The sequence below is a fragment of the Flavobacterium sp. CS20 genome, assembly GCF_018080005.1.
In the GTDB taxonomy this organism is placed as follows: domain Bacteria; phylum Bacteroidota; class Bacteroidia; order Flavobacteriales; family Flavobacteriaceae; genus Psychroflexus.
The window spans coordinates 2,929,867-2,942,566 of record NZ_CP073015.1 but is presented as its reverse complement, the minus strand read 5'-3'; the positions used below and the strand labels follow the sequence as shown (position 1 = coordinate 2,942,566).

General features: G+C 33.8%; 12 protein-coding genes and 1 pseudogene. 5 read left to right on the top strand and 8 right to left on the bottom strand.

Going from position 1 to position 12,700, the window contains the following annotated elements:
• Window positions 1-35: 35 nt before the first annotated feature.
• The 8 genes and pseudogenes from ruvA to rnpA form a co-directional block, all read right to left on the bottom strand.
• Window positions 36-617 (bottom strand): Holliday junction branch migration protein RuvA, encoded by a 582-nt coding sequence (gene ruvA / locus IGB25_RS14025; protein ID WP_211065530.1) that lies wholly within the window; start codon window positions 615-617, stop codon window positions 36-38.
• 116 nt (window positions 618-733) lie between these two features.
• Window positions 734-3,023, bottom strand: a pseudogene (locus IGB25_RS14020) (NADP-dependent malic enzyme).
• A 5-nt stretch (window positions 3,024-3,028) separates the two neighbouring features.
• Window positions 3,029-4,549: a glutamate--tRNA ligase gene (gene gltX / locus IGB25_RS14015; protein WP_211065529.1), complete on the bottom strand. Its 1,521-nt coding sequence runs from the start codon at window positions 4,547-4,549 to the stop codon at window positions 3,029-3,031.
• Window positions 4,550-4,882: 333 nt separating this feature from the next.
• The gene (locus IGB25_RS14010) at window positions 4,883-5,161 is read right to left on the bottom strand and encodes a Txe/YoeB family addiction module toxin (protein WP_211065528.1); all 279 of its coding nucleotides are present in this window, start codon (window positions 5,159-5,161) and stop codon (window positions 4,883-4,885) included.
• On the bottom strand, window positions 5,143-5,364 hold the full coding sequence (locus IGB25_RS14005; RefSeq protein ID WP_211065527.1) for a DUF2683 family protein: 222 nt from the start codon (window positions 5,362-5,364) through the stop codon (window positions 5,143-5,145). The genes IGB25_RS14010 and IGB25_RS14005 overlap by 19 nt, the downstream gene beginning before the upstream one ends.
• A 61-nt stretch (window positions 5,365-5,425) precedes the next feature.
• Window positions 5,426-5,704: a TraR/DksA C4-type zinc finger protein gene (locus IGB25_RS14000; RefSeq protein WP_211065526.1), complete on the bottom strand. Its 279-nt coding sequence runs from the start codon at window positions 5,702-5,704 to the stop codon at window positions 5,426-5,428.
• A gap of 39 nt (window positions 5,705-5,743) precedes the next feature.
• A complete protein-coding gene (locus tag IGB25_RS13995; RefSeq protein WP_211065525.1) occupies window positions 5,744-7,372 on the bottom strand; it encodes a S41 family peptidase in 1,629 nt (542 codons plus the stop codon).
• A gap of 83 nt (window positions 7,373-7,455) precedes the next feature.
• Window positions 7,456-7,809 (bottom strand): ribonuclease P protein component, encoded by a 354-nt coding sequence (gene rnpA, locus IGB25_RS13990; protein WP_211065524.1) that lies wholly within the window; start codon window positions 7,807-7,809, stop codon window positions 7,456-7,458.
• An 89-nt stretch (window positions 7,810-7,898) separates the two neighbouring features.
• Here rnpA and IGB25_RS13985 point away from each other — a divergent pair, with 89 nt between their 5' ends.
• From IGB25_RS13985 to IGB25_RS13970, 5 genes are all read left to right on the top strand, one after another.
• Window positions 7,899-8,969 (top strand): anhydro-N-acetylmuramic acid kinase, encoded by a 1,071-nt coding sequence (locus tag IGB25_RS13985; RefSeq protein ID WP_211065523.1) that lies wholly within the window; start codon window positions 7,899-7,901, stop codon window positions 8,967-8,969.
• Between the two features lie 174 nt (window positions 8,970-9,143).
• Window positions 9,144-10,370 carry a Glu/Leu/Phe/Val dehydrogenase gene (locus tag IGB25_RS13980; protein ID WP_211065522.1) on the top strand — a complete coding sequence of 409 codons (1,227 nt, stop codon included), beginning with the start codon at window positions 9,144-9,146 and terminating at the stop codon, window positions 10,368-10,370.
• A 3-nt stretch (window positions 10,371-10,373) separates the two neighbouring features.
• Window positions 10,374-10,640 (top strand): hypothetical protein, encoded by a 267-nt coding sequence (locus IGB25_RS15745; protein WP_371815913.1) that lies wholly within the window; start codon window positions 10,374-10,376, stop codon window positions 10,638-10,640.
• A 3-nt stretch (window positions 10,641-10,643) separates the two neighbouring features.
• Complete coding sequence (gene nhaD / locus IGB25_RS13975; protein WP_371815912.1) at window positions 10,644-11,759, top strand: sodium:proton antiporter NhaD; 1,116 nt, start codon at window positions 10,644-10,646, stop codon at window positions 11,757-11,759.
• A gap of 153 nt (window positions 11,760-11,912) precedes the next feature.
• Window positions 11,913-12,698 carry a DUF547 domain-containing protein gene (locus IGB25_RS13970; protein ID WP_211065521.1) on the top strand — a complete coding sequence of 262 codons (786 nt, stop codon included), beginning with the start codon at window positions 11,913-11,915 and terminating at the stop codon, window positions 12,696-12,698.
• Window positions 12,699-12,700 lie beyond the last annotated feature (2 nt).

The following is a 12,700-nucleotide window of genomic DNA, read 5'->3' as shown; positions in this document are numbered from 1 at the left end:
AATTGAATTAAATCCTTGATGTAATTTCAACTTATTTATAAGTTTTTAAGCGCTGTTTTTATAATATTTTCTATGCTAGCCTCAGGGTCATCTTTTAGTATTTTCTGAACAGATTTTTCAGCTTGTTTTTTAGAATACCCAAGAGTTACCAATGCAGATAACGCCTCATCTTTATGTGTATTGTTTTGAATCGGTAAAACTTCATTTGCAATATCAACTTTTGTGATTTTATCTTTTAAATCTACAATAACTCTTTGAGCTGTTTTAAGACCTATGCCTTTAACGCTTTTTATGGTGTCAACATCTCCATTTGCAATGGCATTAACTACTTCTTCAGGTGATAATGACGAAAACATCATTCGGGCAGTGGAAGCACCAATTCCTGAAACACTGATGAGTTTAGTAAAAACATCTCTTTCAGATTTGTCCATGAACCCATACAAAATTTGAGCATCTTCACGAACTTGTAGAAAGGTGTAAATGCTTATAGCTTCATCTTTAGGCAACATTCCGTATGAATACAATGAGATATTAACTTCATAACCTACACCATGGCAGTCAACAACTATTTGTGTTGGCGACTTTTCTACCAACTTACCTCTCAAAAAATTAATCATAAATAAACGTTAAAGGCATCAAAAATAGTAAAATAAATGAAAGTAATGCTATTAAAAATAATTTATGGACGTTTTAATCTTAGATTATATACAGAAAATAGAGCTACCAACAAAAATCAAGTTTTATTCTTTCTTTTAGCCTTTTGCTGTGCATCTACTGTCGCTACTGCCGACATATTAATCATTTCTTCAACGCTTGCACCGAGTTGAAAAATATGTGCTGGTTTGTTTAAGCCCATTAAAATTGTACCGATAGAATCTGCAGTATTAAGTTCTTTCAACAACTTGTATGTGCTATTTCCCGCTTCAAGGTTTGAATAAACCAAGGTGTTAACGCGTTTATCTTTTAGTTTGCTAAATGGAAACTTGCTGTATCGCAATTTTCTATTTAAAGCAAAATCAACCTGTAATTCTCCATCAACACAGATATCTGGAAAATTTCTGTGCAAATAACTCACAGCGTCTTTAATTTTCTTTGCTGAAGGGTGATTTGATGAGCCAAAATTACTGTAAGACACCAAAGCTACAATAGGTTCTATGCCAAACATTTTGACGGTGTAAGCTGTCATCTGAGCAATTCTTGCCAACTCAATAGCATTTGGATCAATATTTATTGAAGTATCACTGATAAAAATAGGTCCTTTAGTGGTATTCATTAAATTGGTAGCGGCAATTCTTGAAACCCCTTTTTCTTTTTCTATAATTTCTAAAATAGGTTTTAAAACCTTAGGATAAGAACGCGAATAGCCAGAAAGCATCGCATCGGCATCGCCTTCAACAACCATCATAGTCGCAAAGTAATTGCGTTCACGCATCAATGTTTCAGCCTCGTAAAGCGTAATTCCCTTGCGTTGACGTTTTTCCCATAAGGTTTTTGCATATTTTTTCAAGTCAGGAAGTTGTTCATCTGATTTTGGGTCTATTATTGTGATATTTTCACTATCAAAATCTAACTCTTCCATCAATTCTAATATAATTTCTCGTCTGCCAAGCAAAATAGGAATAGCAATTTTATCTTCATATACTTGTTGAGTCGCTTTTAATACATCAATATGGTCAGCTTCGGCATAGACAATCTTTTTTTGATTAGATTTGGCTTTATTCATCAACAATCTGGTGATTTTATCTTCATTGCCCATTCGTTCGAGCAATTCTGACTTATAGGCGTCCCAATCTGTTATTGTGTTTCTTGCCACACCACTATCTATAGCGACTTTTGCTACAGCTACTGGAATTTCACCGATTAGTCTTGGGTCAAATGGTTTGGGAATGATGTAATCTCTACCAAAGTGAAGTTTGGTTTCGCTATAAGCAATATTAACTTGTTCAGGAACGGGCTTTTTAGCCAGGTCAGCAAGTGCTTTTACGGCGACCATTTTCATTTCTTCGTTGATCTTGGTAGCTTCAACATCAAGTGCACCTCTAAAAATAAAAGGAAAGCCGAGCACATTATTGACTTGATTAGGAAAATCTGAGCGTCCAGTTGCCATGATGACATCTTCACGCGTTTTGGTTGCTAAATCGTAATCAATTTCTGGATCAGGATTAGCCATAGCAAAAACGATTGGATTGTTATTCATGCTTTTCAGCATTTTTGCCGAAACCAAACCACCGATAGATAAACCGAGAAACACATCACTTCCTTTCATAGCATCAGCGAGCGAATTGTATGACTTATCCGTAGCAAATTCTTTTTGACCTTCAGACAAACCTTCCTGCCCTTTTTTTAGTGAACCTTTACTATTAAACATCACTATGTTTTCTTTTTTGGCACCAAGTAAAACGTAAAGTTTTGCACAAGCAATGGCAACTGATCCTGCTCCTGAGACTACAATTTTAACTTCGTCTATCTTTTTTTTGCCAACTCTAATGCATTCAACAAAGTCAAAGAGAAATGATGGCTGTGCCGTGTTGATCATCGTGCATAATGGGAATATCCAACTCAGCTTTAAGGCGTTCTTCTATTTCAAATGCTTCAGGAGCTTTGATGTCTTCTAAATTTATTCCCCCAAAAGTTGGAGCTATATTTTTAACGGTATCGATAAATTTTTGTGGATCTTCTTCGTCTATTTCAATATCAAAAACATCGATATCAGCAAAAATTTTAAACAATAGGGCTTTGCCTTCCATCACAGGTTTTGAGGCTTCTAGTCCAATATTGCCAAGACCTAAAACGGCTGTACCATTTGAAATCACGCCAACCAAATTACCTTTGTTGGTATATTTATAGGTTTTGTGTTTATCTTTTTCAATTTCTTGACAAGGAATGGCTACACCTGGTGAATACGCCAAACCCAAATCGCGTTGCGATGCATATTTTTTGGTTGGCACCACTTTGATTTTTCCTGGTTGAGGAAACTCGTGATAGTCTAATGCTTCTTTGCTTTGTTTTTTACTTACAGCCATGTGTGTTATTTTAATGTGTTTTGAGCAAACTCTAATCTTTTGATGAATTCGTCTTTACCTAATAAGGCTATGATTTCAAAAACATCTGGTCCTTTCATATCGCCAACAAGCGAAAGCCTAAGCGGTTGCATCACTTTTCCAAAACCAATTTCTTGAGACTGAATCCAGTTTTTGATAGTTGATTGAAGATGTTGTTTTGAAAAATTGTCTTGTTTACTAACGAGTGTTTTTACATTTGAAATGATTTCAGATGTATCATCTTTCCATGCTTTTTTAGAAGCTTTCGGATTGAATTCTTGTGGAGCTTCAAAAAAGTAATAACCTTCTTCCCAAAAATCTGGAACAAAAGTGATACGCTCTTTTAAAAGACCTACGACTTGACGAAGGTATTCTATTTTACTGTCAATTCCTTTTTCGATTTTAAGCCATTTTTGAAATTGATTGGCTAATGTTTCTTCATCAACTTTTTGTATATATTGATGTTGAAACCATTGGGTTTTTTCGGGATCAAATTTAGCACCAGCTTTGTGAACTCGTGTTAAATCAAATTTATCAACAAGTTCATTTAAACTAAATATTTCTTGGTCTGAACTGTCATTCCAACCGAGAAGTGCTAACATATTGACGACGGCTTCTGGCAGATAATAATCTTCTCGATAACCTGCAGAAATCTGCCCCGTTTTAGGGTCTTTCCACTTTAAAGGAAATACAGGAAACCCGTGTTTTTCGCCATCTCTTTTACTGAGTTTACCTTTGCCATTTGGTTTTAGAATTAAAGGCAAATGGGCAAATTCTGGTGCATTCCAACCCAAAGCATCGTAGAGTAAAATATGCAATGCCAATGAAGGCAACCATTCTTCTCCACGAATAACGTGTGTGATTTTCATCAAATGATCGTCAACAATATTACTAAAATGATAAGTAGGTAAACCATCGCTTTTAAATAATATTTTATCATCCAAAGCGTCTGTTCTTACCTGAATATTTCCCCTGATAATATCACTGATGAGCAATTGCTTGGCCATTGGCATTTTAAACCGAACCACATAAGGTTGACCTTCATCTAAACGTTTTTGGCATTCATCATCAGAAAGGTTTAAACTATTGTTGAGATGCGTTCGGTTTTGAGAGTTGTAAGTAAAGGTTTCGCCTTTGCTTTCGCGTTCTTTTCTAAGCTTATCGAGATCTTCAGCAGAATCAAAAGCATAATAGGCGTGACCAGAATCTATCAGTTTTTTTGCGTATTCTTTATAAATATGTTGCCTTTCGCTTTGCTTGTATGGACTAAAATCTCCGGGTTTATTTGGTCCTTCATCTATAGTTAATCCACACCAATCAAGAGCATCTTTGATATATTGTTCAGCACCTTCTACATAGCGAGATTGGTCGGTGTCTTCTATTCTTAAAACAAATGTGCCGTTGTGTTTTTTTGCAAATAAATAGTTGTAAAGTGCGGTACGCAAACCACCAATGTGAAGTGGTCCAGTTGGACTCGGTGCAAATCTGACCCTTACCGAATTTTTCATAGTCAAAATGTTTTATGCAAATATCATAAAATAAAAAAGAGCTGATGATGCATTAGTGAATATTTTATGCTTTGATAGTTTAGGTTAAAATCCTTGAGAATTTACCAACATAAAATAACGTGAGTTTGATATAAATTCCAATAAAATATATTTATATAAAATACAGATATTTAATCATTTGTCATGTCGATAGAGCAAAGCATGAGCGACGAGACATCTCAGTAGGATAAGATTTCTCCTCATTCTTCGTTCGAAATGACAAAATTTACTAACAAAAAGATGTAATCATCTGATTTACAGCTTTCAATAAATCGAACTCACGTTAAAATAGTATTATTCATAATGTCCTAAAGCAGAAATTATGACCACATTTTTGTAGGGTTCTTCTTTAATTTCATAAATTAATCGGTCTTTTTTATTTAACCGCCTGCTCCACAAACCTGATAATTCAAACTTTAATTTTTCTGGTTTTCCAGTGCCTGTTTTAGGGTGTTTTGACAATTCATCAACAATTATTTCAAGTTTTTTAATCATAGGTTTTTGACCTGATTTTTCTATTCTTGAAAAATCTTTTTGAGCTTTAGGCTTAAGTATTATTTCAAACTTTCCCATAAGTTATTTGGGTCGATAATTTTCCCACCTTCTTCTTCTCTTGCTGTTAAAATTTCTTTTACAAATTCTGGGTTGTAGGGACTTTCTTCAGATTTTGAAGATTTTTCAGAAGAATCAGATGAAAATGAAACATCAAAAGCCTTTAAAAACTGTTTAATGGCTTTGGCTTTTTTAGCTTCGGTTTGAATGATAATCGTTTCCATAATAACAAATTTAGGCAATTTTTTTAAGCCTTCAAATTAATATTTTGTGAAAGCTTTATTTCTAAGATGTAGAAGCACATTTTACACAAAATCGGCTTTCGGGCATAATCATTAAGCGTTGAAGCGGAATTTTGTCGTGACATTTAGCACAAATCCCAAAGTCTTTGTCGTCAATTCTGTCATAAACTTTTAGCATACTGTTGTAGCGTTGTTCAGATTTTCGCAAGGCGTTTTCCAACACGCTTTTGTTGTTGATAGCATCCATTCTTGAGACTCTTCCTATGGCGTTTTCTGGGGCAATAGGTTTGGTGTCAATCAATTTGTTTTTTGAGTCGTTCAATTTCTTTATCTAATTGATTTTTAATTGCTTTCTTATCCATTAAGGTTTTAGTATTGTTTTGTATTTATTTTGATTTGACAAAATCTCAACAGCTTTTTGAACCACTTCTGCTTGATCTAAATTATGTTGATAAACGCCTTGATTATAAGCGTAATGTTTAATGATTTGATCTGATATTAATGCTGATATTTGCGATTGATATGTTTTAAATAAATCCGCTTTTTCAGCTTGAATTTCAGACTTTAAGTTGTTGAGTGTTTTGATAAACTTCTCATCAAAATTGTCAGCTTTTGCAGACTTTACAAAAGTTTCAAAAGTTTCATCGGTTTCTGTTTTAGGCAGATATTTTCTGTCTTTCACATAATCTAAAAACTGATTGAAAATAGTATTATCAACTTCAAATTTTTTCCAATCTAAATCAGGATTTTGGTTGGCAAATTGGGTTGAAAAGTCAAAAATCACTAAGTCGTCTATCAAGGTTTGCGTAAAATCGCTGATCTGTTCGGCTTCGATTTTCACATCGGGTTTTATGCCGCCACCATCATAGACCGTTCGACCGTTTTGGGTTTGAAAAGCGGTTGAGTTTTCAATAGATTTTCTAATCGATTTTCCGTTTTCATAATCTAAAGCTTGAATACCGCGACCACTTGGTAGAAAATATCGTGAAATCGTAATTTTTACTTGTGTGCCATATTTTAGTGGTTTTGGGCGTTGCACCAAACCTTTACCAAAACTCCTGGCACCAACAATCACAGCGCGGTCAAGGTCTTGCAAACTACCAGACACAATCTCACTTGCTGAAGCACTTCTGTCATTGATTAAAACCACCAATGGAATTTCAGTATCAATGGGTTCTCGTCTTGTGGCATAAGTGGCATTATAGCTTTCAATTTGCGATTTGGTGTAAACAATGAGTTGATCTTTTGGCACAAAAATATTACTCACATTCACAGCTTCAGAAAGCAAACCACCCGGATTGTTTCGCAGGTCTAAAATCAACTGTTTTGCTCCTTTTTCTTTGAGTTCAAGGACTGCTAATCCGACATCTTTTGAAGCTGTACGAGTGAATTGACTTAATACTATGAAGCCTGTTTTATCATCTGCCATACCATAAAACGGCACCGCAGAAGGTTGGCTTAAGATGCGTTTTAGTGAAATAGTCTTGGTTTCATTTTGACGTTTTATCTCAAGATTGATAGTGGTATTTGGTGCACCATTAAGGACTTCGCTAAGGTCGTTTTGAAGATTGCTTATGGGTGAATTTTCTATTTTAAGAATTTGATCGCCTAACTTTAATCCTGCTTGATCGGCGACAAAATCTTTTATCAATTCAGTCACAACCACTTTGTTTTCAATTTTTTTGAGTTGAATTCCGAGATTGGCATAATTGGCAGATTTTTGTATTCTGGCGTCTTCTACATCTTGTTCGTTATAGAAATTGGTATAAGGGTCAAGGTCTGCCAACATCTTAGTTATAGCCGTATTCATCAATTCAGCAGGATTGACTTCATCGACATAATTCATATTAATTTCTTTGAATAAAGCTGTAAAAATTTCAATTTGTTTGGCAATTTCAAAAAAATCAGAGCGATACACGGTGTAACTGCTTAGTATAATCGCTGCTACTGCTGTGAGTAAAATGTATTTTAGTTTTTTGATAGTTTTCATTTGGGACTATTGTTTGCTATGGTTGCTATGGTTGCTATGTGTCATTTTGAAAAATGTGATTTTAGGAGCATTTGTTCAGAATTTCATCTACTTATTTCTTTCAATAATTTTTTTAGAGCCTTTTCAATCTCTTGATAAGATAATTTTTCAGAAGTTGAATATACAAACATCATATGAAAATGATGGGTTTCAGATTGAATAAGATGTTTATTCAGTCTATATGCTTCACGCATTTGTCGTTTTAGTCTGTTTCTATCTACTGCTTTTTTGAATTTCCGTTTAGGCACACTAACGCCACAAAGATTTGTTCCATAATCTTCAAATTTTAAATATTTTACACTTAGTGGTGATGCCTTTTTAGTTTTTCCACTTTTAAAAAGCGACTCAATATGTCGTTTTAACCGCAGTTTTTCTGATTTTGGAAACTTGTAATTCATTTTGTAAAATTAAACATTTTAGAATTCATGTTTTACAAAACCCTATTTCCTTTTTTAAAGCTTTATTTTTACTGACTAATTATTGGTAAATGAATTTAAAAAAAACATACCGTGTTATTGGTGTGATGAGCGGAACTTCACTTGACGGTGTAGATTTATGTGAAGTTGAATTTTTATATCACCAAAAAAACTGGACTTATAAAATTAAAAAAACACAAACCATTCCTTATAATTCCGAATGGAAAAATAAATTACAAAACGCCCACAAATTATCTAAAAAAGATATTGGAATTTTAGACGAAAAATACTGCAAATTGTTAAGTCAATATATCTTAGATTTTATAGATGATTTTACAAAAATAGACATGGTCTGTAGTCACGGTCACACCATTTGGCATCAACCCGAAAAAAGGTTTACCTATCAGATTGGCAATCTTGAATTGCTGGGTCAACTCATCAAAAAAACCGTGGTTTGTGATTTTAGAACTGCTGATGTCGCTCTATGTGGTCAAGGTGCACCATTGGTTCCTATTGGTGATAAGTTGTTGTTTTCGGACTACGATTATTGTATCAATATTGGCGGTTTTGTCAACATTTCTTATGAAAATGACGGCAAAAGACTGGCTTTTGATATTTGCCCTGCCAATAAAGTGCTTAACGTTTATGCAGAAAAAGAAGGCTTTGAATATGATGATAAAGGGCAAATTGCAGCTCAAGGTCAATGCCACCAACAACTTCTAAAAAATCTAAATGATATAGATTTTTATTCAGAAAGTCCACCAAAATCCTTAGGCGTAGAATGGTTAGAACAAAAAATGATGCCAATTTTAAACAGTTTTGAGCTTTCTAATCAAGATTTTCTCAATACATTATGCCACCATATTGCTTATCAAATTTCAAAATCTCTAAATATAAAAAACACCAAAACCTTAATTACTGGCGGTGGTGCTTATCACGATTATTTAATAGAATGTATCAAATATTACTCACCAAATACAGAAATTCATATTCCAAGTTCTGAAATCATCAACTATAAAGAAGCACTTATATTTGGTCTTTTAGGGGTTTTAAAATTTAGAAATGAAATTAATGTCTTGAAGTCAGTAACGGGAGCATGCCGAGACCACAGTTCGGGAGTTATATTTGAGTTTTATATTTGATGTTTATAAGGTAAAAGGTTATGAGCTTATTTGTTAAGACTCTTTTTTAATGTTAAAAATCAAAACTTATAAATTCATAAACTTTTTTTAAGAAACATTATCCTTGAAACTAAAGCTCTAACAATTTCCTTGTCTTATATTTGTAGCACTAAAATCTACAGAACTATTTTTTTAATGAAAGACCTTCTCAAAACCTACGAAAACAAAGAACCCGAAATCGTTTTTCACTGGAATGATCCAGAAACAGAAGCCAAAGGCTGGACAGTTATCAATTCACTACGCGGTGGAGTCGCTGGTGGTGGCACAAGAATGCGAAAAGGTTTAGACCTCAACGAAGTGGTTTCACTTGCCAAAACTATGGAAGTGAAATTTACCGTGTCAGGTCCAAAAATAGGCGGTGCAAAATCTGGTATCAATTTTGACCCCAAAGACCCGAGAAAACGCGGTGTTTTGGAACGTTGGTACAAAGCCGTTTCGCCATTATTAAAACAGTATTACGGCACAGGTGGCGATTTGAATGTTGACGAAATACACGAAGTTATTCCCATTACAGAGCAATGTGGCGTTTGGCATCCTCAAGAAGGTGTATTTACTGGACATTTTCAACCTTCCGATAGTGATAAAATTAATCGCATAGGACAGTTGAGACACGGTGTGATTAAGGTTTTAGAAAATGTAGATTATTCACCAGACTTGAGTCAAAAATATACCGTTGCCGATATGATTACGGGCTACGGAGTTGCTGAGTCTATCAAATATTATTATGATATTTATGGTGGTGATATCAAAAGCAAACGCGCCATCATTCAAGGCTTTGGTAATGTGGGGTCTGCGGTAGCTTTTTATTTATCAAAAATGGGCGTTAAAATAGTTGGTATCATAGATAGAGTTGGTGGTTTAATCAATGAAGACGGCTTTGATTATGAAGATATCAAAACTTTATTTTTAAACAAAGACGGGAATACTTTAAATGCTGAAAATTTGATACCTTTTGAAGAAATCAACCAAAAAATATGGGATGTTCCAGCAGAAATTTTTGCCCCTTGTCTCGCTTCAAGATTAGTTTCAAAATCTCAGATTGACAGTTTAATTGATAATGGTGTTGAAGTCATTTCTTCAGGTGCTAATGTGCCTTTTGCTGATAAAGAAATATTCTTTGGAAGTATTATGGAATACACAGATGCTCGTGTAAGTTTAATTCCAGATTTTATCGCCAATTGTGGAATGGCAAGAGTTTTTGCCTATTTTATGGAAAGGCGAGTTCAAATGACAGATGAAGCGATTTTTAATGACACTTCTATCACGATTAGAAATGCCATTCAAAACACCTATAACCACAATGATTCAAAATTGAACATCAGCCGAACAGCATTTGAAATAGCATTGAATCAACTTTTGTAACTAATGATAACACTCCTGATTGTTCTTTTTATTATAGGTTATATTTCTATAACTTTAGAGCACAGCATACATTTAGACAAAGCTGTGCCAGCTTTACTTATAGCTACGCTGATGTGGGCAGTTTTGGCTTTTGGTTTTAATCAAGGTTGGCTTTCGGTAATTAATCATCACGGTGATGTTTTTAATGTTCTAAAATCAACATCAGAGATTTCAAGAGAACAAGAAGGATTTAAAAATATTTTAATACACCATTTCAGCAACACAAAGTAAATCTTGTTTTTCTTAATTGGTGCTATGACCATTGTTGAAATTATCGATTTACATCGTGGGTTTGGTATCATCAAAAAATTTATAAAAGCTAAAAACAAAAAACATTTATTATGGACATTGGGCTCGTTGGCTTTTATACTTTCAGTGGTAATTGATAACCTTACCACAATCATTATTTTGATAGCTTTATTGCGTAAAATTTTAGTCCGCAGAAAATATCGCATTTGGTATGCCAGTATGATGGTTATTGCTGCCAATGCAGGTGGTGCTTGGTCACCTATTGGCGATGTTACAACCACTATGTTGTGGATTGGCGACAAAGTTACCTCTCTTGGGTTGACCGAATATGTTGTTATACCTTCAATAGTTTGCTTTGTAGTGCCGTTTTTTATCGCTACTAAACTCAAGCCCTTTAGAGGTTATGCTATGCGAAAAGAGATGATAATTGACAAAGATGCTGAACGTCTTTTAAGCAGTAAAACTATGCTTATTGTTGGCCTATCAAGCATTGCTTTTGTACCAATTTTCAAAGCTATCACTGGACTACCTCCTTATCTCGGTATGATGTTTAGTTTGGCTATAGTATGGCTGGTTTCAGAATATGTTAAACCAGAAAAAAATATCAGCCAAAAAGATAAATTCAGATATTCTACACACAAAGCCTTGTCTAAAATTGAGTTTTCGAGTATCCTTTTTTTCTTAGGAATTTTACTCGCTGTTGGGGCTTTAGAAACTGTGGTTTTTGGAGAAATTGATGGAAATCTTGTAGGAACTTTAAGATATGCAACCGAATCATTATCTAATGCCATTCCTTCGATGAATATTGTCATAATACTTTTAGGGTTAATGTCTTCTATTATTGATAATGTTCCACTCGTTGCAAGATCAATGGGTATGTATAATTTTCCTATTGACAACCCGATTTGGCACTTTATAGCCTATTCTGCTGGTAATGGTGGTAGCATACTGATTATTGGATCTGCTGCAGGTGTTGCTGCAATGGGTATGGAGAAAATTGATTTTATTTGGTATTTCAAAAAAGTATCTTGGCTTGCTTTTCTCGGATTTATAGCTGGATGTGGCGTTTTTATTTTTATTGAAACTTTCTTTTATAGTTAGAAAAGTTGTTGTCTTAAACTCCTTTCAAAAATTTTATCAGCTATATAAATTTTGTTAAGTCTTTATAAACTTTGTAAGGCTTTTGTATCTTAATTGACTTAGTTGGTGAATTTAAATATTCATTTAATTTTGTTATTTAAGAAATCGTATTATATGAAACTATCGCTTTATACTTTTAGCTCTATTTTTTGTATTGGTTTAATATGCAATGTCATCGCACAAAATGACTATCAGAATTTTTCTTTTAAAAACGCTGTCACTACTAAACCCTATCAAGTTGATTACTCAACTTGGGATGATCTTTTGCATAAACATGTTAGTGATGAAGGCTTTGTAGATTACAAAGGTTTTAAAGAAGATAAGCAAAAACTTTTAGAATTCACAAAGTATTTGGAAGAAAACACACCTCAAAAAAACTGGACAAAAAATCAAAAAAAAGCATATCTAATCAATGCATATAATGCTTTCACAATTCAATTGGTGGTAGAACATTATCCAATAAAAAGCATAAAAGACATCGGTGTTTTTTTTGATAATGTGTTTAAAAAAGATTTTATTAATTTCAATGGAGAAATGATTTCTTTAGATGATATTGAAAAAGGCATGCTTCTTCCAATGGGTGACCCTCGTGTGCATTTTGCTGTCAACTGTGCTTCTTATTCGTGTCCTAAATTAGATAACAAAGCATACCAACCAAAAAACATCGACCAACATCTCGACCAAGTTGCAAAATCATTTATCAATTCACATCGCAACGCTCTATCTCCTGATAAAATAAAACTCTCTAAAATATTTAAATGGTATGAAAACGATTTTGAAAAAGAGAACCAAACTGTGATTGATTTTATCAACAAATATTCTAACATTACTATCAAAAGTAGTGCTGATATCGAATATCTAGATTATAATTGGAAACTCAACTCACAAGATAAGGCTTAACA